We start from the raw sequence: 20,056 nt of genomic DNA on the forward strand, positions 1-20,056 counted from the left end.
CGTATTCCCCGCCTCAGCGATCGGTCCGCACCGCCCCCGCCGTGCGCACTGCGTCGAGCGTCGGCAGCCCGTTGACCGCCATCAACAGGTCGGCTTCGGCCAGGATCGCGCGCAGCACGTGCGCGCAGCCGTCCGCACCGCCCAGCGCAAGGCCGTAGCTGTACGGCCGCCCGACTCCGACCAGGTCGGCGCCGAGCGCGACCGCCTTGATCACATCGGTGCCCGACCGGACGCCGCTGTCGAACAGCACCGGCACGCGCCCGGCGACCGCTTCCGCGACCGGCCCCAGCATGTCGATCGCAGCGATTCCGCCGTTAGCCTGCCGCCCGCCATGGTTCGACACGTAGATGCCGTCCGCGCCGGTATCGATCGCGCGGCGCGCATCGTCGGGGTGGCAGATGCCCTTCAGCACGATCGGCAAGGTCGTCAGCGACTTCAGCCACGGCATGTCGTCCCACGTCAGCACCTTGCCGAACGTCGCCCCCCAGGTGCCGATCGCGGCGCGAAGGTCTTCTTCGGGCGGCTTGGCGAGCAGGCGATGGAAGGCGGGATCGTTGAAGTAATTTTGCAGCACGTGCCCGCGTAGTTGCGGAAAGTTCGACACGTTCAGGTCGCGCGGTCGCCAGCCGGTCACCCAGGTGTCGAGCGTGACGACGATCGCCTTGTACCCGGCGGCCTCGGCGCGTGAGACAAGGCTCGCCGCCACATCCTTGTCGCGCGGGGTGTAGAGCTGGAACATCGCCGGCGTCGCTTCGCAGGCGGCGTGCACGTCCTCCAGCGTGTCGTTTGACAACGTCGACGCTGTCAGCGGAACGCCGGTTGCCGCACTTGCGCGCGCAGCGGCGAGGTCGCCGTGGCCATCCTGCGTGCAGATGCCGGTCACCCCGATCGGCGCCATGAACAGCGGCGAGGCGAGCGTCATCCCGAACGCCTGCGTCGACAGGACACGCGCCGTGCAGTCGACCATCATCCGCGGCACCATGCCCCAGTGGCGGAACGCATGCGCATTCTCATCCTGCGTCCACTCGTCGCCGCAGCCGCCTTGAACATAATTGAGCACCGATGGCGGCATCGCGGCCTCGGCACGGGCTTTCAACGTCGCGAAATCGACCGGCCACGCCGGCTGCACGCCCGACAGACCCGCATAATAGATCGCGTTTTGGAAATCGCCGAACTGCGCCACGCTGACCTCTCCTGATTTGGAGAGCAGCATGGCGCAGCGGCGCGGCCCTTGTCGAGCCGCGCCGTTGTCACATCAGAAGGTGAAGCGTCCGCCCAGCGACAGCACCACTGCATGGGCGTCCTCAAGCCGGCCGTTGGTCACTACCGGCGTTTGCGCCGCCGTGCCGACATAGGCGGCGGTCACGCGATCGATTGTCTCGTTTTCGAAATCGACGTAGTTTGCCGCCGCATCGATGCCTAAGCGCGCGCTGAGCTGGTAGGACAGGCCGCCGCCATAGTTCCAGCGATTGGCATCGGGCACACGCGGGTCGCGCTCGCCGTCGCGCGTCGGCGTGATCGCACGCTGCACGCCCGCACGCAGCGTCAGCTTCGGCGAGGCGGCATAGTCGAGCCCGCCGGCGTAGCTCCACGTGTTGCGATAATTCTCCGGCAGCGCGGTGTTGAGCGGCGCGCCCAGACGGATCGCGTCGAACTTGTCCCAGGTATAGCGGATCACCTGCCCGTTGAGCGTCAGCGCATTGCCCGCGCGCTGGCGTACGCCCAGGATGATCTGCGCGGGAGTGTAGAAGCGCGCCTTGACCCCCGACAACTCGGTGTTCGATCCGGCGAGCGGACCGACGAGGCCGCTGATCGTCAGGTCACCCTTCAGCGTGTGCTTGATCGCCGACTTGTAGCTGAAGCCCACCGTGGTGTGCGCGTTGTGCATCTGGAACCCGGCAGTCCAGCCCAGATCCCAGCCATCGCCCTTGAGCTTCTGGCTGCCGTCGGGCAGCGAGGCGAGCACGTTGGGCAATGCGTTGCTGAGGCTCGCATCGGTATATTCGACGTTCGCCGCACCGCCCACGCGCAGCCAGTCGGTGACCGCCACCGCGATACCCGGCTGGATGTCGATCGTGAGGAGGTGCGTACGGTCGGCACCGTAGCGTGCCCAGCTGCCGGTCTCGTAATTGGTCGTGAAGCTGTACGGCGACGTCACCGCAAGCCCCAGCGCGACGCGATCGTTCAGCGGCAGCGCGAACGCCCCCGAGGGCAGCACGCCGTTGTTGATCGGATTGCGCGATACCGCGTTGCCGCCGACCGGCGCAAACGTCTGTGCGGGCAGACCGGGCAGCGAGGGGCGGCGGATCAGCGTGCCGTTGTCGACGACCTTGCCGCGCGGCAGGATCGCCGCTGCACTCACCGCGGCCTCGGCATCGGTGCTGCCTGCGATCGCGGCCGGGTTCCACCACAAGGAGGCCGCGCCGGTGTCGGCGACCTCACCCGAAAAAGCGCGACCCGCGGCGCGTGCGGACTGTTCCTGCAGGTAGAATGCCTGCGCATGCGCGACGCCTGCGCAGGCGGAGGAGGCGAGAACGGCCGAGACGACCGCGGAAATCTGGAAACGCGAGAACATGCGCGCTGACACTCCAAGGATAAGCGGCGCGACCGCGTCGCTGCCGGGGCGCGTCGGCTAGCGAAGAAAGGTCAGTGCTACAAACCCTTTCCGCCTTCGCAGCGCTGCTTGAGGTGGATGGCTGCACGTTCGCACAGGCATTGTGGCACACGAACCACAGCCGGGTGCCTTCCGGTCGCCGAGCTGTTGTCACCCACGAAAAAGGGGCCGGAAGCGTGATGCTTCCGACCCCTTGATCGTCTCGGCAATGCCGCAGCGCCTACGCGCCGGCGATTTCCGCCACGTCGACCTTGATCCCGGGACCCATCGATGAGCTCACGGCGACCTTCTTGACGTACTTGCCCTTGGCGCCCGACGGCTTGGCCTTGACCACCGCATCGATCAGCGCGTCGAAGTTGCGACGCAGGTCTTCCTGCGCGAACGACGCCTTGCCGATCCCCGAGTGGATGATGCCGGCCTTTTCGACGCGGTACTCGACCTGACCGCCCTTGGCAGCCTTCACGGCTTCCGCGACGTTCATCGTGACCGTGCCCAGCTTCGGGTTCGGCATCAGGCCCTTCGGACCCAGCACCTTGCCCAGGCGACCGACGACGCCCATCATATCGGGGGTCGCAATGCAGCGGTCGAACTCGATCTTGCCGCCCTGGATTTCCTCCATCAGGTCCTCGGCGCCGACCACGTCCGCACCCGCGGCGCGCGCCTCGTCGGCCTTCGGACCGCGCGCGAACACGCCGACGCGCACCGTCTTGCCGGTGCCCGCGGGCAGGGTGACGACACCGCGCACCATCTGGTCGGCGTGACGCGGGTCGACGCCCAGGTTCAGCGCAACCTCGATCGTCTCGTCGAACTTCGACGTGGCGTTGGTCTTCGCCAGACCGATCGCTTCATCGATCGCGTGCAGCTTCTCGGCGTCGATCGTCCAGGTCTTCTGCTTCTTGGTCAGCTTGGTCACGAGCTCAGCCCTCCACCACTTCGAGGCCCATCGCGCGGGCCGAGCCTTCGATGATCTTCGTCGCCGCTTCGATGTCGTTGGCGTTCAGATCCTTCATCTTCGCCTGCGCGACCTCGACCAGCGCCGAGCGCTTGATCTTTCCGGCCGACACCTTGCCCGGCTCCTTCGAGCCCGACTTGAGGTTGGCGGCCTTCTTGATCAGGAAGGTCGCCGGCGGCGTCTTCGTGATGAACGAGAACGAGCGGTCGGCGTAGACGGTGATGACGGTGGGGAGGGGCGAGCCCTTTTCCATGTCGGCGGTCTGCGCGTTGAACGCCTTGCAGAATTCCATGATGTTGACGCCGCGCTGACCCAGCGCCGGGCCGATCGGCGGCGACGGGTTTGCGGAGCCCGCGGGCACCTGCAGCTTGATGTAACCTGTGATCTTTTTCGCCATGTCACTCTCTTCAGTTTAGCGGTGGTAGCGGCGCCTGAAAGGTGCCTCCCGCGGGCTTGTCACTGGTCGACCTGGTCGACCGGGTGATTTATTGTGGCCTCCTGAACGTGGAGGCCGACACGGGAGTCAATCCCGTGTCGTCAGTCCTCGGCGGTGCCGAGGCTGGCCGGTCGAGCGCTGATCGCGCATAAGCCTCCGCTTACTTGCTGCGCTCGACCTGATCGAACTCCAACTCCACCGGCGTGGATCGACCGAAGATCGACACCGACACCTTGACGCGGCTGCGGTCGAAATCGAGTTCCTCGACCGTACCGTTGAAGCTCGCGAACGGGCCTTCGAGCACCTTGACCGCGTCGCCGATCTCGTAATCGACCTTGACCTTCTGCTTCGGCGCGGCGGCTGCTTCCTCCTTGGAGTTGAGCATGCGCGCGGCCTCGGCTTCCGAGATTGCCTGCGGCTTGCCCGACGAACCGAGGAAGCCCGTGACCTTGGGCGTGTTACGCACCAGATGGTAGACGTCGTCGGTCATCGCCAGCTTGGCGAGCACATAGCCCGGCATGAACTTGCGCTCGACCGCGATCTTCTTGCCGCGACGCGCCTCTGTCACCGTCTCGGTCGGAACCTCGATCTGTTCGACCAGCTGCTCCAGGCCGAGGCGCTGCGCCTCCGCCATGATCGAATCGCGAACCTTGCCCTCGAAACCCGAATAGGCGTGGATGATGTACCAGCGTGACATCGTGTTGTGCGTTCCGCCCTTTACTTGGCCAGGCTCAACAGCGCCTTGACGACCGCGTTGAACACCGAATCTACCCCGAGGAAGAACAGCGCCAAGATCGTCGTCATGATGACGACCATCACGCCCGTCATCACCGTTTCGCGGCCCGTGGGCCACACCACCTTCGCGGTTTCGGCGCGAACTTGGTTGATGAATTCGATCGGGGTCGTCTTCGCCACGCGTGTTGAACCTTCGATATCGCCCGGCATAAGCTTTCCACCGCTGCCTCGCTCAAGGTAGCGGTGAAGAACCGTCCGTGCTGTCGGATGTGGGCGGGACTTAGCGGCAAGGGCGCGCAAACACAAGGGTGGCTGGAGCGACCGGCTGCCAAGAAACGCTGTCGCGTGTTGCCGCCTTTGCGTTGGTGATCCGACGCGGAGAAGCGTATAGCAACTGTGTGAACACCGCGTCCCCTCATCGCTTTCCGATCGGCATCGATCCGACCGACATCGACTTCATGGGGCACGTCAACAATGCCAGCTATCTCAAATGGGTGCAGGAGGCGGTGATCGACCACTGGCGCGCGCTTGCGCCGGCAGAGGCGGTGGCGCAGCACCTGTGGGTCGCGCTGAAGCATGAGATCACCTACCTGAAGCCCACCTTCCTCGGCGACGACGTCGTCGCGACGGTGCTGCTGGAGAAGGTTCAGGGCGCGCGCGCCTTCTATGAAACCGTGATCCGGCGCGGCGAGGACGTGCTCGCCGAAGTGAAGTCGAGCTGGTGCTGCCTTGATGCCGACACGCTTCGCCCCGCACGGCTCGCGCGCGAGATCGTGCAGCATTTCTTCCCCTCCGACGCGAAGGTCTGATCGCGTCGGGCACCTTCGTACCGGATGGACGTTCCGCCTGCGGATCGACCTGGATCAGCGAAGAGGCCCGTATGCACATCATCCGACTGCCCTTAGGGAAGACCGCGCCGCCCGAGGCCGATTGCGTCGCGATCGAGCAGCGCGCCGACGGTCGCTTCGACCTGAATGCCACTGCGCTGATGGCATGCGGCGATACCGATGAGGCCGAGTCTGTCTCGCTGATCGGCAGCGAACCCTATGATCGTTACGATGACGCGGAAGCTGCCGGGCTCGCCTGGGCGGCCGAGCATTGTGCGGGCGAGGTTTACATCAGCACGCTTGGCTGATGCTAGGGTCGTCACTGCTGTTGCTGAAGTGGCAGGGGAGCTCGGACTCGAACCGAGGGCCTTCGGTTTTGGAGACCGACGCTCTAACCAACTGAGCTACACCCCTGTGCGGCTGCGGCTATTGGCCAAAGCGCGCGCTTTCGTCAACCGCAGATCGTCGTCTCACGCGGCGCGTGCCTTGGCCAGACTGCGGCGGATCATGTCGCGCGCTTCCTCGACCGGAACGGCGCGTCCGAAATAATGTCCCTGGACGTTGGTGCAGCCGAGCTCGCGTACCAGCGCCAGTTCCGTCTCGGTCTCCACACCTTCGGCAATCGTGCTCATGCCCAGGCTGCGCGCGAGCGCCACGACCGCGCGGATGATCGCCAGCGGCTCCGCCACGCCTTGGGCCGCCGACACGACGAAGCTGCGGTCGATCTTGATCGACGAGAAACGCGTACGGCTGAGATAACCAAGTGACGAATACCCTGTCCCGAAATCGTCGAGGCTAAGCCTGACGCCCAGGTCGAGCACCTGCTCGAGCACGCGCGCGGCACCCATGCCTTCGCGCATGAATACGCCCTCGGTGACTTCCAGCTCGAGCCGCTGCGGCGCCAACCGGCTTTGCGCCAGCGCGGAGGCGATCACGGTCACGAAATTGGGATTGGTCAGCTGCTCAGGCGAAACGTTGACGGCGATCCGCAGCTCGCCCGGCCAACGCGCCGCTTCCGCGCAGGCGGTCCGCGCAACCCATTCGCCGATCGGCGCGATCAAGCGTGTTTCCTCCGCGATCGCGATGAACTTGCTCGGTGCGACCACGCCCAGCCGCGGATGATTCCATCGCAGCAACGCCTCGAACCCGCGCAACTGTCCGGCGCCGGTATCAACAACCGGTTGATAATGAAGCGACAGCTGTCCCTGTTCGAGCGCCTGGCGTAGCTCCAGTTCCAGCACGCGCCGCTCCTCCGCGTCGGCGTGCAACTGCGGCTCGTACGCGTGGAACACGCCACCGCCGCGGTCCTTCGAGCGGTACAACGCCAGATCGGCCGAGCGGATCAGCGTTTCCGCGGTGCGGCCGTCGCGCGGGCTGGTCGCGACGCCGACCGACGCGCCGATATACAAGGTGTGGTGGTCGACCTCATACGGGCGCGACAACGTCTCGATGATCGTGCGGGCGAGCCGTTCGACCCGCTGCGGATCGGAGGCGTCGCGCACCACCACCGCGAACTCGTCGCCGCCCAGCCGCCCTATCAGTTCGTTGTCGCTCATCAACTGGCCCAGCCGCTCGGATACGCGCCCCAGCAGCCGGTCGCCGACCGGATGGCCGAGCGTGTCGTTGACCGCCTTGAAGCGATCCAGGTCGATCATCATGAACGCGGCGCGCGCGCGCCAGCGTTCCGCATCGGTCAGCGCTCGCGACAACGCTTCGTTGATGTTCAATCGGTTGGGCAGACCGGTCAGCGTGTCGAACCGCGCCATGCGATGGATCCGATCGGTCGTGGCGCGCTGCTCGGTCACGTCCGAGCAAACCCCGCGAAACCCCAAAAAAACGCCCTCCGCATCATGCCGCGGACTGGCGGCGATCTCCCACCAACGTTCCTCTGCGTCGATCACGATCGGCAGCACGAGGTCGCGGAAACTCTCGCGCTGCTTGAGCTTGTCGGCCAGCTTGCGAAGCCCGGCGGAGAAGTTGCCGCCTTCCCATGTCGGGCCGGCGAGCACCTGAAGGAAGGGCAGGCCGTTCATTGCTGCGGGGCTCAGGTGGCAGGCATCGGCGAACCGCTGGCCGGCGTGAACGATACGCCGCGACGCGTCGATCTCCCACAGCCAGTCGGCGCGCGCAATCTCGAATTCGCGCAATAGCAGGCTTACCGTCTCGTCACGCTCAGCCACGGTCGATTCGGCGAGCATGAGGGCCATGAACCCGCGCGCACGCGACCAGGAGGCGACGATCAGCAATCCGGCCAGCGCGGTAAACGAGCCGAGCGGCAGATAAGCGTGTGCGGAAATCAGCGGCGCCGCGAGGCCCACCGTCAACGTACAGAGGAATACCAGCGTTGCCAGCAGCAGCGGCGCGAGCGCCAACGTCGTTGCGGTCATCAGCACCGCCATGCTGGTCCACAGCGTCAGTTGCGTGAGCGTGTCGGTGGCGGCGGCAAAGAGCGAAGCCGCGATCGTCCACGCAAGCGCGAGCAGCATGGCATCCATGGCTGCCGCGACGAAACGACGGCGTAGCGGCACGGTCGCGATCGCGTCAGCAGCGCGCCAGCGTCGCCATGCAACGCCGCTCGACACGGCGACCAGAACGCCCGCGAGCGCGGCAACCTTGAGCGGTGCGATCGCCGGGAGTAACGCCAGCGTGACGATCGCGACCGTCGCCAGATGAGCGACCAGGAGCAGCAACGTCCGGCTTCGTACCGCCCGGAGCTGTGCCGCACGCACCTGCGCCCAGGTACGCGCATCATCGCCATCGCGCCAGCCGAGCAGCATGCCCGGCGCGATCGGCGTCGATGACAAGGGCGGGGCAGACGGCACGACCCTGCCATAGCCGGGACGGGTTGATTAAAGGTTTAGGCCCGACCGCTCTTGCATCGCTACCCGGACGCGTCGCAACTTACGCCGCGATATCGTACGGCTTGATCTCACCGGCGAGGTACAGATTGCGCGCCTTGGCGCGGCTGAGCTTGCCCGAGCTCGTGCGCGGCAGCGTGCGCGGCGGGATCAGCTCGACGACACAGTTCATGCCGGTGACCGAGCGGACGCGATCGCGGATCTCGTCGCGCAGCCGCGTCCGCTCGCCGTCATCGGAGCTGCGGCATTGCACCAGCACCGCCGGCGTTTCCTCGCCACCCGGCGTCGTGATCGCAAAGGCGGCGATATCGCCCGCCTTGAATCCGGGGAGCTGTTCCACCGCCCATTCAATATCTTGCGGCCAATGGTTGCGACCATTGATGATAATCATGTCCTTGGCGCGGCCGACGATATAGATGTAACCGCCGGACATGTACGCCATGTCGCCGGTGTCGAGCCAGCCGTCGACCAGGCAGGCGTCGGTCGCCGCCTGATCGCGGAAATAACCGACCATCACCGACGGGCCGCGGCACCACAATTTGCCGATCGCCCCGTCTGGCAGCGGCGTGCCGTCCTCCTCGCGCACCTCGACCTGCATGTCGCGTACCGGCCTGCCGCAATTGACGATCGCGCGGTAACGCTGCGGGCGATCCTCGCCATGGCTCATACCCGACAGCTCGGTCTCCTCGACCAGCTCGACACGGATACCCTCGCCCGGCGGCATCAGCGACACCGCCAGTGTCGCCTCGGCCAGCCCATAGCTCGGCAGGAACGCGCCCGCATTGAAGCCGGCGCTGTGGAACGCGTCGACGAACGCCTGCATGACGTCGGGCCGGATCATGTCCGCGCCATTGCCGGCAACGCGCCAGCGCGACAGGTCGAAGCGGTCAGATGCCTTGGTCTGGCTGGAAATCCGGCGTGCGCAGATGTCGTAGCCGAACGTCGGCGAGTAGGAGAGGGTGGTGCCCTCGTTCCGGCTGATCAGGTCGAGCCATGAAAGCGGCCGCCGCGCGAAATCCTCGGTCTTCAGATAATCGGTCGAGACCTGGTTCGCCATCGGCGACAGGAAGCAGCCGACCAGCCCCATGTCGTGGTACCACGGCAGCCACGACACGCAGCGATCCGTGTCGCCGATCTCCATGCCGTGCGCATGCGCGGCGAGGTTGCTCAGGAGCGCGCGGTGCGTGATCGCGACGCCGTGCGGAAACCGGGTCGAACCGCTCGAATATTGCAGGTAGCAGATATCGTCGGCGCTTGCCGTCGGCAGTGCCGTTTCGGTCGGGGGACGAGACAGCAACTCGCTCCAGTCGACCCCCGAAACGCCTTCCGCTTCCGCCGCCGCTCCCGCCATCTGCTCGAGCTCGGCCGGGTAGATCAGCATGCGCGGATCGCAGCTCGACAGCTGATTGCGCAGCTGGTCGATATACGAATCGCGTCCGCCGAACGAGGTCGGCAGCGGCAGTGGCACCGGCCATGCGCCGGCCAGCACGGTGCCGAAGAACAATTGCGCGAACTCCGCGCTCGTCTCCGCGACCAGCGCGACGCGGTCGCCCGGCGCGACCCCGGCGGCGATCAACCGGAACGCAGTGTCGCGCGCATCGTCGCGCAGCCGGGTGTAGGAATAGACGCGCACCAGCGTGGCGCGCGCGTCATGGAAGTTCAGTCCCCGTGCCCCTTGCGCGGCATAGTCCAGCGCTTCGCCCAGTGTGCCGAAGTCGGAGAACCGGCGCGGCAGTGCATCGGTGGTCGGGGTCGGCTGCATTGGGGCGAGGTCACTGGTCATTCACGTCGGTCCTGTCGCGGCGCATCGCGCACGTGCATGGATCAAGGGCGGTATCGAACGGGCATTCAAACCCATGCTTCCATCCTCCGACCCTAGTGTGGCACAATCAAGGCGTGAACGCATGGAAGGGCAGGACGCGCCGGAACGAGCGCACGGACGGCGGTGACGACGCACCGGCGGCGGACGCTCGCCGGGAACGCCGAATACCACCTCCGCTTGATCGTGCCGCGTTGGAAGCGCTGGCGCTCCGCTATGTTGAGCGGTTCGCGACCACACAGGGCAAACTGAGCGATTACCTTCGCCGCAAGATCCGCGAACGCGGCTGGCAGGGAGAGGCGATCGAGGTAACGGAGATCGCGGCGCGCTTCGCCGAACTCGGTTATGTCGACGATCGCGGCTACGCCGAGATGAAAAGCGCCTCGCTCGCGCGGCGCGGCTATGGCGAGCGCCGGATCACCGTCGCGCTGCACGCCGCGCGCGTCGGCGCTGCGGATGCCGAAGGCGCGCTGGATCAGGTTCGCGACGGGGCGCTCGATCACGCGCTCGCCTTTGCCCGGCGCAAGCGGATCGGGCCGTTCGCGACCCAGCCCGTCGACGAGGATCAGCACCGCCGCCAGCTCGCCGCGATGCTTCGGGCAGGGCATTCCTTCACGATCTCCGCCAAAATCGTACGATTGACTGACGCAGACGACGCCATCGACGATTGACGCCCGCGTGAAATTTACCAATCATTGTGCGGCGCATGATGAACGCTGCGTGCGCGGGCGGGAGTGTAAAGCGACGGTGCCGGAGCAAGCGGCCTTGGCCGACGGGGATGAACACGCGCGCGCACTCGGTGACGAGGGCGAGGCGCTGGCGGTCGCCGGAACGCTGAAGTGGTTCGATGCGACGCGCGGCTTCGGCTTCCTCGTCGCGGACGATCCCGCGGTCGGCGATGTGCTGATCCACTTTTCCGTGCTGCACGACCACAACCGCCGCACCTTGCCGGAGGGTACGCGGATGGAGGTGTCGGCGGTCCGACGTGCCCGCGGTTTCCAGGCGAGCGTCGTTCACACGATCGACGTGGCGGCGGCAGCGACGTTGGTGCGCGAGCGCGACCGCGACCGGATCGATCCGGAGACGATGATCGATGACGACGACGACTGGCAGGACGTCACGGTCAAATGGTTCAACCGGCTGAAAGGCTATGGCTTTCTGAACCGGATCGACGTGGCCGGCGACATTTTCGTCCATATGGAGACGCTACGCCGCGCCGGAGTGGGCGAGGTCGAGCCCGATCAGCCGTTGCGCGCGCGCATCGTCGACGGACGCAAAGGCCCGCTTGCCGTCGCCGTCGCGGCGACCGCCTCACGCGAATAGCCGTTTACCCGATCCCGGCACGGCGGTAAGCGGGGCGCGATGGGCATCAATCTCAATCCGTTCACCTGGTGGAATGGCGCAACGATCGGCACCATGATCTACGGCCTGCGCGGCAAGCGTCAGGTCGGCGAGGATGGTCTGGGCAACACCTATTGGGAGGGTGGCAGCACGCCGCAGGGGACCACGCGTCGTTGGGTCATCTACAAGGGTGCGAACGACACCAGCCGCGTTCCGCCCGATTGGTTCAGCTGGCTGCATCATCAGATCGCCGACGTGCCCGATCAATCGCTGCCTGCGCCGCGTCAGTGGCAGAAGCCTGCGGTTCCCAACATGACCGGTACCGCTTATGCCTACCGGCCGTCGGGCGCGCTGGAGAAGGGGGGGCATCGTGCCTCCGCAACCGGCGATTATGAGGCGTGGAGCCCCGACGCGTGAACCGCGCGGCCGCGATCGGCGGCCTGATGGTCCTGGTCGCCGGTGCCGGCGCGGCATGGTACGGCTTCGATCATCGGTCTGGTTCCGCCGTAGCGCCGGCGCAGGCCCGCGTGACGCGTACGGTTCCGGCGGCCGCTCGCCCTTCCGCAGCCGACGCCGAAGGCGCGTCCGAAGTGGTCGAAACCGGCGCGGGCGGCCCGACAGACGCGGGCACGACGCCGATGGCCAAGCGCGTCGCGGTGATCGGCTTGCTCAACAAGCGCAACGGCGTCAGCCGCGATCTGACGTTGAAGCCCGGCCAGGCGGTGCGCGTCGGCGACGTGATCGTGCGCCTGTCGGCGTGCGAACAGACCGCGCCGTGGGAGCAGCAGACGCTGACCGGCGGGTTCGTCCAGCTCGACGTGCAGAATGTCGACCGGCATTGGCAGCGCGTTTTCTCGGGCTGGCTCTACAAGGAGCGGCCGCAGCTGAACGTCGTGCTGCACCCGGTCTACGATGTCTGGATCAAAAGCTGCGCGATGAGCTTCCCCGGAACAGGCCCTGCGCCGACATCGACATCGTCGCCGGCCGCAACAGCCAAACGGTCGATCGCGCCGAAGTCGCCGTCACCCGCGACCGACTCCGATGCATCGCCCGAGCCGCCCAGCGCCGAGGCCAGCAACGCCATATAATCGCCGCGGCTGACTTCCACCGCGCCCAACGTGGCGAGGTGCTGCGTCATGAACTGGCAGTCGAGCAGCATGTATCCGCCCGCGCGTAATCGCGCGACCAGCGCGGCGATCGCGACCTTCGACGCGTCGGTCACGCGGCTGACCATGCTTTCACCAAAGAACGCTCGTCCGATCGCCAGGCCGTAGAGCCCGCCGACGAGTTCGTCGCCGATCCAGCATTCGACCGAGTGCGCGTGGCCCATCGCGTGCAGCTTGGTGAAGGCGTCCTCGATCGAGCGATTGATCCATGTCTCGGGGCGATCCGCGGCGCTTTCGGCGCACAGTTGCAGCACTTGCTTAAACGCGCGATCGGCGGTGACCCGAAAGCGATCCGCTACCACGACCTTGCGCAGCGACCGGGCGAGATGGAAGCCGTCCAGCGGCAAGATCGCGCGGCGGCGGGGCTCGACCCAATACACGCTGCGCGCATCGCGACTGTCCGCCATCGGGAACACGCCGACCGAATAGGCACCGAGCACCAGGGCGGGGTCGAGCGGCTCGAACATCAAACGAGACGTTTCTCGATCCTCTTCCATAATTCGTCAAAGGCGCCAGCCGCCAGGCTGCGCGGCGCGACCTCGCCGACGCAGCGGCGCGCGGTGGCGGCGCTTTCCACCACGCTCGCCATCGGCACGACCGGCCAGTCGGGATGGCGCGCCAGCGCCTCCAGATGCAGCGCGCGGCGGCGGTCGACCATGACATGCACCGGCAACGTGTGCGTTCGTCCACCCAGATGCCGGTCCACCTCGCCCCACGCACGCTCCGACAAGGCGGAGGGAACGACAGGCACGACGATCAGGTCCGCGGCGCGCGCGACCTGGTCCGCGGTTTCGGTTAGGCCGGGCGGACAGTCGAGGATGACACGCTCATGGTCGCCCAGGTCATTCAGCAAGCGCGCGAGCCGCCGCTTCTTCGCCACCGTGCGAAACAAGTGGTTGAGGTCGCGCAGCGAGGCATCGGCGGGCAGCAGATCGAGCCGTTCGATCGTGGTCACCCGGATCAGTCGCGACGGCGGTACGTCGCGCGAGAAGACGGCATGGGCGCGTTCGCCACCGCCATCCTCTCCCAGCATCCAGCTGGAGGCGGCCTGCGGGTCGAGATCCCATAACAAGGTGCGCCGCGACGAGCGTGTCGCGGCGCACCAGGCGAGATTGGCAGCGAGCGTCGATTTTCCGACGCCGCCTTTCAGACTGTAGATCGCGATCGTCGCCATCGGCCGTGCTGGTTAGGCCCGGCGCGGCACGATGACAAGCGGGGCGGCGCGATCAGGCGTGGCAGGAAAGTGCCGACTTGCCGGGCTGCGTCAGCTTGATCTCGGTCGTGTCGCCGGTCATCGACCAGCCACCGTCCGCGGTCAGCGGCTTGCCCGCCTCCGCCGTCTTCAGCGTGACCGGCGCGCCATCCTTTTTGGTGCGCACGACCGCCTGCTTGTCGCCCTGGAAGAAGGTGACGTAGACCAGGCTGCTGTCCTTGCAGCGCATCGTCTTGTCCGCTTTGATCGCGGGCGGCAGCTCGACCGGAGCGGCCTTGGCGAGGTTGGCGGCCATGGGATCGGGGTTGGTATCGACCACTTCGGGCGACTTGGAGTTGCAGGCCGCAAGAGCGAACAGCGAAGCGGCGACGGCGGGGAGGAGGAGGCGGTTTACCATAGCGCGGCGGCGCTTCGCGCATGCGGCATAATAGGTCAAGCTCCGTGCCGCGCTGCGACATAAAAATACGAACGGCCACCGGCTTGGGGGCGACGGTCATCGCTACGCCGCTGACAAGCTAGGCTTGCTTGCGGGATCACCGAAACACCACCTATGTGGTTGCGATGGATACGACCCCCAACACCCTGTCCCTGATCGGCAACACCCCGCTGGTCCGCTTGGCCGGACCCAGCGCGGCGACCGGATGCGACATCTTCGGCAAGTGCGAGTTCGCCAATCCGGGTGCGAGCGTGAAGGATCGCGCCGCGCTGTCGATCGTGGCGGATGCCGAGGAGCGCGGCCTGCTCGCACCCGGCGGCACGATCGTGGAGGGCACCGCGGGCAACACCGGCATCGGTCTGGCACTGGTGGCGAATGCCAAGGGCTATCGCACGATCATCGTCATGCCCGACACGCAATCGAAGGAGAAGATGGACACGCTGCGCGCACTAGGGGCGGAACTGGTGACGGTGCCCGCTGCACCATATTCGTCGCCGTGCCACTTCGTGCACACCTCGCGTCGCATTGCCGAGGAAACGCCGGGCGCCGTCTGGGCCAATCAGTTCGACAACATCGCCAATCGCCGCGCGCACATCACCGGCACGGCCGAGGAAATCTGGACGCAGATGGGCGGCCGCGTCGATGGCTTCACCTGCGCGGCGGGCACCGGCGGCACGATCGCGGGCGTCGGGCTGGGACTGAAGGCGAAGGACGAGCAGGTGTGCATCGCGCTCAGCGATCCGCACGGCGCCGCGCTCTACGATTATTATGCGCACGGAGAGTTGCGCTCGGAAGGGTCGTCGGTCGCCGAAGGCATCGGCCAGGGGCGGATCACCGCCAATCTCGAGGGCGCGCCGATCGACACGCAGTTCCGCATCTCCGATCAGGAGGGCCTGGACTGGGTTGACCGGCTGCTGCGCGAAGAGGGCCTGTGCCTCGGGCTGTCGTCGGGGATCAACGTCGCCGGTGCGGTTCGGCTCGCCCGGCATCTCGGCCCGGGCAAGAGGATCGCAACGATCCTGTGCGACACCGGATTTCGCTATCTCTCGACGCTGTACAATCCGGCGTGGCTGGAGGCGAAAGGGCTGCACCGCGCCGCATGACGCGGTTCGACACACGCGCGGCGATCCGTTATGATGCTGTGGTCAAATGAAGCAGCAAAGCAACCCCCGTTATCTGGCCGATCAGGCGCGCCAGCGCGTACGCGTCGGCATGATCGGGCTTGCGGCCGTGGTACTGCTGATCGGCTTGGCCAGCGCGATCTTTTCCACCGTCTCGCGTGAGCGTCCACTACCGCCGGTAACGGGTGCGCGTGGCGAGGTCATCACGCGCGCGGGCGCTCCGGTCCCCGCACCGACCGCCGGGAACGAGCCGCTCGCCGAACTCGGTGTTACGCCCAGCATCGCCAACAGCACGGGCCCTGCAAACCCTCGTTGATACGGTGGCGCGTAAGAAGGCAAGCGCGCGGGTGGCGATCCGAGTGGGAGCAGATAAGACAAAACTCCTTTCCCAACTTGGAGCTTGCTAACCGATATCAACCATTCAGCAACGAACAAAACAAGAACTTTGCCGCGGTGTTGCACGGCAACCACGTCACTCCAAACACTTTTACAATTTCCCCGGATTTCCCCGGAAATCCCTTCCGCTCCCAGCTAGCTTGCGCTACATCAATATCGACATTGGGGGCAGCACCAACGTTGTAAACAGGCAGGCATGAGCGGCGGACGGCGATGGTCGTTCGGCGGGCAGCGCGGCCTTGTGCCCCGAGTGCGAGGTGAGCGTGGCCGAACGGGTGGACTATCAGGGAAAGGGGCTTGGTCTTGTCGATGACAAGGGCCGTGTCGCGATTCCCAATAGCCTGCGCGCCGCGCTCGCGAAGAACAGCCCGCGCGACGATGGCAAGGATGGTGGCACCGTCATCATCGCGGCGCATCCGCATTACCGTTGCCTGATCGCCTACGATCCCGGCTTCGTGCCGATTCACAAGGCGAAGCTGGAGGCGCGGGAGGCTGCGGGTGAGCTGAAGGACGGTCGCACCGACTGGAACATCCTCGATCGCGCCGGTGCAGCGGAACCGCTGCCGTTCGACGGGTCCGGCCGCTTCATCATGCCTGCGTTCGAGCGTCGCTATGCGCGGATCGGCGGCGCGGCGGTGTTCCTCGGCTCGTTCAACTGGATCACGATCTGGTCGCCGGCGCTAATGCTCGAGAACGACGACGTCGATCCGTTCATCCGCGAGTTCGTTGAATTCACCTGCGAGGAAAAGGGGATCGCCCTGTGACTGGCGGCGTGAGTGAGCAATCCCCGCATATCCCCGTTTTGCTCGCTGAGGTGATCGCCGCGCTTTCCCCTACGCCGGGCGAGCGCCACGTCGATGCGACCTTCGGTGCCGGCGGTTATACGCGCGCGCTGCTCGCCGCCGGCGCGGAGGTGATCGCGTTCGATCGCGACCCTGATGCGATCGCTGCCGGCCGTGCGCTCGAGGCTGCCGAGTCGCGGCTGACGCTGATCGCGGGTGACTTTTCGACGATGGAGCGGGCGCTGGCGGAACATGGCAAGCTGCCGGTCGACGGTGTGACGATGGATATCGGCGTCTCCTCGATGCAGCTCGATCAGGCCGCGCGCGGCTTCTCGTTCCAGGCCGACGGTCCGCTCGATATGCGGATGAGCCAGGATGGGCCGAGCGCAGCCGATTTCCTCAATGCCGCCGATGAGGAAGAGATCGCCAACATACTCTACCGCTACGGCGATGAGCCCAAGTCGCGGCGGGTCGCACGCGCGGTCGTCGCCGCACGCCCGCTCGCCACGACGGCGCAGTTCGCTGCCGTCGTCCGCCGCGCCCTGGGCCACCGTCCGCACGAGAAGAAGGATCCCGCGACGCGTGCGTTCCAGGCGGTGCGCATACACATCAATCGCGAGCTCGATGAGTTGGCCGACGGTCTCGCCGCTGCCGAGCGCGTGCTGGCACCGGGCGGTCGTTTGGCGGTGGTCAGCTTCCACAGCCTGGAGGATCGCATGGTGAAGCGTTTCCTGCGCGAGCGTGGCGGGGCTGCGCCCGCGGGATCGCGTCACCTGCCGATGGCGGCGTCGCCGCTGCCCGCGGCGTTCGACAATCTGTCCCGCGCGATCCGCGCGGGCGAGGCGGAGCTCGCAGCGAACCCGCGCGCGCGCTCCGCGACCCTTCGTGCCGCGCGGCGTACCGCGGCATCTGTTCAGCGTGTTGGAGACGTGTCGTGGTAGCATTGTACCGCTTGAAAGGGCTCGGGTGGCTGTCGAGCTGCGCGCTGGTCGCGATCGGCTTCTACCTTGTGTCGTCGCAGGTCGCGGCCGAGCGAAAGCGATTGCAGCAGGTCGACGTCAAGATCGCGGGCGCAGAGCGCGACATCCGCGCACTCGAGACCGAGTTCGACGTGCGCGCGAACCTGGTCCAGCTCGAGCGCTGGAACGGCAACACGCTGGCGCTGACGGTGCCGACCACGCAGCAGTTCGTTCGTGACGAGACGACGCTCGCCAGCCTGTCGCCGCGCGACATGACGCCGCTTAAGCCGGGCCAGTCCGGCGGCGTGCAGACCGCGTCGCTGATTGTGCCGTCTTCGCCGCTGACCGTTGCGCCACCCGCATCGAGCAGCAACGCCGCACCGACAATCGTCAAGGCGGTGATCAACAAGCCCGTCAGCGCGCCGCGCTACGATGCCGTCCGCATCGCCCATGTCGTGCCGGCAACGCCCGCGGCGCGACCGGCTCCCGCCGTGGCGGCCGCGCGCGTGCTGATCCGGCAGGCGATCGCTCACGCCGACGAGCGACCTCGCGTCGACCGGAACGTCCGATCGGTTGCGATGGTCGACAATTCGCTGCTGAGTGCCGGCACGCTCGGCGATCTGGCAAGCGGCGCACGCGCGGAGCGGAGCCGCTTGCGGTGACCACGCTGGTCGCGCGTCCGATCAGACAAACACGCAACGTCGAACAGCGCCACGCGCTGGTCGCGACGCAGCACATGCGGCTGATGGTGCTGATGCTGCTGTTCGCCGCCGGCGTGCTGGCGGTGATCGCGCGGCTGTTCCTGCTCGGCGTGCTGTCGAGCGGCGGTGAGGATGTCGCCAACAAGCTGACCGCGCCGCGCGGCGACATCGTCGACCGCAACGGCCAGCCGCTCGCGCGGACGATCGACGCCTGGACGATCGCGGTGCACCCGCGCAAGCTGATCGGCGACCCGACCGAGATCGCGCAGCGTCTCGCCGACCTGATGCCGGATCGCGGCAACCAGGCGTGGTTCTATGCGCAGCTCACCAAGCGGTCGAGCTTCGCCTATCTCAACCGCCGCGCCAGCCCCGCGCTGGTCGAGGCGGTGAATGCGATCGGAGAGCCGGGCATCGTCTTCGAGCGCGAGACGCAGCGCCTGTACCCGCAAAGCTCGCTTGCCGCGCACGTGCTCGGCTTCATCAGCAACGGCACGGGCATGAGCGGGATTGAGCGCGCGCTGAACGAGCGGCTGACCAATCCCGCGACCGAGGCGAAGCCGGTCCAGCTGTCGATCGACAGTCGCGCACAGGCGGCGATGGAAAGCGAGCTCGGCCGTGCGATGACGACCTTCTCCGCGCGCGGCGGCGGCGGGATCGTGCTCGATGTCGCGACCGGCGAGGTGATCGCAATGGTGTCGTTGCCGACGTTCAATCCGAACCGCGTCGGACGCGCCGGAACGGACGAATTACGCAACGTGACGACGCAGAGCGTGTTCGAACTCGGCTCCACCTTCAAGCCGATCACGATGGCGACCGCGATCGACAACGGCGTCGTGACGTCGATGCAGCGGCGGTTTGATGCGACGCATCCGCTGCAGGTCGGCCGCTTCACGATCCATGACGAGCGCGGTGACCCGAAACGCTGGCTCAACATGGCGGAGACGCTTATCTATTCCTCCAACGTCGCGACCGCACGCGTCGCCGATGAGGTCGGGCCGGCGCGGATGCAGGCGATGTTCAAGAAGATGGGCTTCGACACCCCGCCCGACATCGAATTGCGCGAAAAGGGGCGCCCGCTGCTGCCGAGCTACTGGGCGCGGACCACGACGATGACCACCGCCTACGGCCACGGCATCGCGGTGACCCCGCTGCATCTCGCCAGCGCCTATGCCGCGCTGGTGAACGGCGGTACGTGGCGCCCGGCGACGCTGCTGAAGGTCGCGCCGGGTCACCAGGCGGCGGGACGGCGCGTCATCAGCGAGGGGACCAGCGCGCGGATGCGCCAGATGCTGCGGCTGGTCGTGATGCGCGGCACCGGGCGGAAGGGCGATGCGCCGGGCTACCGCGTCGGCGGCAAGACCGGCACCGCCGAGGCCGCGGTCGCAGGCGGGTACGACCGGTCGCGCAACGTCGCGACGTTTGCCGCCGCCTTCCCGATGGATGCGCCGCGCTACGTCGTCGTCGCGATGCTCGACTCGCCGCTCGGCACCAAGGAGACCTATGGCTGGAAGACCGCGGCGTGGAACGCGGCGCCGGTGGTCGGGCGCACGATCGCGCGCATCGGCGCGATGCTGGGCGTAACGCCGGATGACCGCCGCGACGTTGACGTGTCTGACATTCTGCCGACATTGTGGCAGGACCCCTCGCGCGCGCCGACCAGCGGCGGCCAATGAACGGCGGAGTCGGGATTGAACGAGCTT

General features: G+C 66.7%; 22 protein-coding genes, 1 tRNA gene and 1 pseudogene. 12 read left to right on the top strand and 12 right to left on the bottom strand.

Annotated features, from left to right (window positions below; genetic code table 11):
- Window positions 1–13 precede the first annotated feature (13 nt).
- From SMN802W_RS0106505 to secE, 6 genes are all read right to left on the bottom strand, one after another.
- Window positions 14–1,183 carry an alpha-hydroxy-acid oxidizing protein gene (locus tag SMN802W_RS0106505; RefSeq protein ID WP_019516095.1) on the bottom strand — a complete coding sequence of 390 codons (1,170 nt, stop codon included), beginning with the start codon at window positions 1,181–1,183 and terminating at the stop codon, window positions 14–16.
- Window positions 1,184–1,255: 72 nt separating this feature from the next.
- Window positions 1,256–2,575 (bottom strand): OmpP1/FadL family transporter, encoded by a 1,320-nt coding sequence (locus SMN802W_RS0106510; protein WP_019516096.1) that lies wholly within the window; start codon window positions 2,573–2,575, stop codon window positions 1,256–1,258.
- A gap of 259 nt (window positions 2,576–2,834) precedes the next feature.
- Window positions 2,835–3,527, bottom strand: coding sequence for a 50S ribosomal protein L1 (rplA, locus tag SMN802W_RS0106515; protein WP_019516097.1), 693 nt, complete (start codon window positions 3,525–3,527; stop codon window positions 2,835–2,837).
- A 4-nt stretch (window positions 3,528–3,531) separates the two neighbouring features.
- A complete protein-coding gene (gene rplK / locus SMN802W_RS0106520; protein ID WP_019516098.1) occupies window positions 3,532–3,963 on the bottom strand; it encodes a 50S ribosomal protein L11 in 432 nt (143 codons plus the stop codon).
- A 199-nt stretch (window positions 3,964–4,162) separates the two neighbouring features.
- Window positions 4,163–4,699, bottom strand: coding sequence for a transcription termination/antitermination protein NusG (gene nusG, locus SMN802W_RS0106525; RefSeq protein WP_019516099.1), 537 nt, complete (start codon window positions 4,697–4,699; stop codon window positions 4,163–4,165).
- A 20-nt stretch (window positions 4,700–4,719) separates the two neighbouring features.
- Entirely contained in the window at window positions 4,720–4,947 is a 228-nt protein-coding gene (gene secE, locus SMN802W_RS0106530; RefSeq protein ID WP_019516100.1) for a preprotein translocase subunit SecE, read from the bottom strand.
- Between the two features lie 188 nt (window positions 4,948–5,135).
- Between secE and SMN802W_RS0106535 the strand changes: the two genes are divergently transcribed.
- Window positions 5,136–5,546 (top strand): acyl-CoA thioesterase, encoded by a 411-nt coding sequence (locus tag SMN802W_RS0106535; protein ID WP_019516101.1) that lies wholly within the window; start codon window positions 5,136–5,138, stop codon window positions 5,544–5,546.
- 71 nt (window positions 5,547–5,617) lie between these two features.
- Window positions 5,618–5,872 (top strand): hypothetical protein, encoded by a 255-nt coding sequence (locus tag SMN802W_RS0106540; RefSeq protein ID WP_019516102.1) that lies wholly within the window; start codon window positions 5,618–5,620, stop codon window positions 5,870–5,872.
- Window positions 5,873–5,901: 29 nt separating this feature from the next.
- Here SMN802W_RS0106540 and SMN802W_RS0106545 read toward each other — a convergent pair.
- The 3 genes from SMN802W_RS0106545 to SMN802W_RS0106555 form a co-directional block, all read right to left on the bottom strand.
- Window positions 5,902–5,978: transfer RNA gene (locus SMN802W_RS0106545), tRNA-Trp, on the bottom strand.
- Between the two features lie 56 nt (window positions 5,979–6,034).
- Window positions 6,035–8,341 (bottom strand): putative bifunctional diguanylate cyclase/phosphodiesterase, encoded by a 2,307-nt coding sequence (locus tag SMN802W_RS0106550; RefSeq protein WP_051083525.1) that lies wholly within the window; start codon window positions 8,339–8,341, stop codon window positions 6,035–6,037.
- A gap of 124 nt (window positions 8,342–8,465) precedes the next feature.
- Window positions 8,466–10,205 carry a fatty acyl-AMP ligase gene (locus SMN802W_RS0106555; RefSeq protein WP_026325831.1) on the bottom strand — a complete coding sequence of 580 codons (1,740 nt, stop codon included), beginning with the start codon at window positions 10,203–10,205 and terminating at the stop codon, window positions 8,466–8,468.
- A gap of 230 nt (window positions 10,206–10,435) precedes the next feature.
- Between SMN802W_RS0106555 and SMN802W_RS16575 the strand changes: the two genes are divergently transcribed.
- The 4 genes and pseudogenes from SMN802W_RS16575 to SMN802W_RS18720 all read left to right on the top strand — a co-directional run.
- The gene (locus tag SMN802W_RS16575) at window positions 10,436–10,912 is read left to right on the top strand and encodes a regulatory protein RecX (protein ID WP_019516105.1); all 477 of its coding nucleotides are present in this window, start codon (window positions 10,436–10,438) and stop codon (window positions 10,910–10,912) included.
- A 94-nt stretch (window positions 10,913–11,006) separates the two neighbouring features.
- Complete coding sequence (locus SMN802W_RS0106565) at window positions 11,007–11,564, top strand: cold shock domain-containing protein (protein ID WP_156818743.1); 558 nt, start codon at window positions 11,007–11,009, stop codon at window positions 11,562–11,564.
- A gap of 39 nt (window positions 11,565–11,603) precedes the next feature.
- On the top strand, window positions 11,604–11,999 hold the full coding sequence (locus SMN802W_RS0106570; RefSeq protein ID WP_019516107.1) for an NADH:ubiquinone oxidoreductase subunit NDUFA12: 396 nt from the start codon (window positions 11,604–11,606) through the stop codon (window positions 11,997–11,999).
- Window positions 12,000–12,220: 221 nt separating this feature from the next.
- A pseudogene (locus SMN802W_RS18720) lies at window positions 12,221–12,454 on the top strand (DUF2155 domain-containing protein); the annotation flags it as partial.
- A 35-nt stretch (window positions 12,455–12,489) separates the two neighbouring features.
- Here the strand turns inward: SMN802W_RS18720 and aat are convergent.
- From aat to SMN802W_RS0106590, 3 genes are read right to left on the bottom strand one after another with little or no spacing between them, the layout of a single operon-like run.
- Window positions 12,490–13,215, bottom strand: coding sequence for a leucyl/phenylalanyl-tRNA--protein transferase (aat, locus tag SMN802W_RS0106580; protein ID WP_019516109.1), 726 nt, complete (start codon window positions 13,213–13,215; stop codon window positions 12,490–12,492).
- Window positions 13,215–13,922, bottom strand: a complete 708-nt coding sequence (locus SMN802W_RS0106585) for a ParA family protein (RefSeq protein ID WP_019516110.1) — start codon at window positions 13,920–13,922, stop codon at window positions 13,215–13,217. Before SMN802W_RS0106585 ends, aat begins: the two co-directional genes overlap by 1 nt.
- A 52-nt stretch (window positions 13,923–13,974) precedes the next feature.
- Window positions 13,975–14,358 carry a hypothetical protein gene (locus SMN802W_RS0106590; protein ID WP_026325833.1) on the bottom strand — a complete coding sequence of 128 codons (384 nt, stop codon included), beginning with the start codon at window positions 14,356–14,358 and terminating at the stop codon, window positions 13,975–13,977.
- 164 nt (window positions 14,359–14,522) lie between these two features.
- On the opposite strand from SMN802W_RS0106590, the gene SMN802W_RS0106595 reads away from it, so the two are divergent.
- The 6 genes from SMN802W_RS0106595 (at window position 14,523) to SMN802W_RS0106620 (ending at window position 20,029) form a co-directional block, all read left to right on the top strand.
- Window positions 14,523–15,500 (top strand): cysteine synthase A, encoded by a 978-nt coding sequence (locus tag SMN802W_RS0106595; protein ID WP_019516112.1) that lies wholly within the window; start codon window positions 14,523–14,525, stop codon window positions 15,498–15,500.
- 46 nt (window positions 15,501–15,546) lie between these two features.
- Window positions 15,547–15,834, top strand: coding sequence for a hypothetical protein (locus tag SMN802W_RS0106600; RefSeq protein WP_019516113.1), 288 nt, complete (start codon window positions 15,547–15,549; stop codon window positions 15,832–15,834).
- A 343-nt stretch (window positions 15,835–16,177) separates the two neighbouring features.
- Window positions 16,178–16,678 (top strand): division/cell wall cluster transcriptional repressor MraZ, encoded by a 501-nt coding sequence (locus SMN802W_RS0106605; protein WP_026325835.1) that lies wholly within the window; start codon window positions 16,178–16,180, stop codon window positions 16,676–16,678.
- 8 nt (window positions 16,679–16,686) lie between these two features.
- The gene (gene rsmH / locus SMN802W_RS0106610; protein ID WP_026325836.1) at window positions 16,687–17,637 is read left to right on the top strand and encodes a 16S rRNA (cytosine(1402)-N(4))-methyltransferase RsmH; all 951 of its coding nucleotides are present in this window, start codon (window positions 16,687–16,689) and stop codon (window positions 17,635–17,637) included.
- Entirely contained in the window at window positions 17,631–18,317 is a 687-nt protein-coding gene (locus SMN802W_RS0106615; RefSeq protein WP_026325837.1) for a hypothetical protein, read from the top strand. The genes rsmH and SMN802W_RS0106615 overlap by 7 nt, the downstream gene beginning before the upstream one ends.
- Window positions 18,314–20,029 (top strand): peptidoglycan D,D-transpeptidase FtsI family protein, encoded by a 1,716-nt coding sequence (locus SMN802W_RS0106620; protein ID WP_019516117.1) that lies wholly within the window; start codon window positions 18,314–18,316, stop codon window positions 20,027–20,029. The genes SMN802W_RS0106615 and SMN802W_RS0106620 overlap by 4 nt, the downstream gene beginning before the upstream one ends.
- Window positions 20,030–20,056: the final 27 nt, after the last annotated feature.

The sequence above is a fragment of the Sphingomonas sp. Mn802worker genome (assembly GCF_000382485.1).
Taxonomy (GTDB): domain Bacteria; phylum Pseudomonadota; class Alphaproteobacteria; order Sphingomonadales; family Sphingomonadaceae; genus Sphingomonas.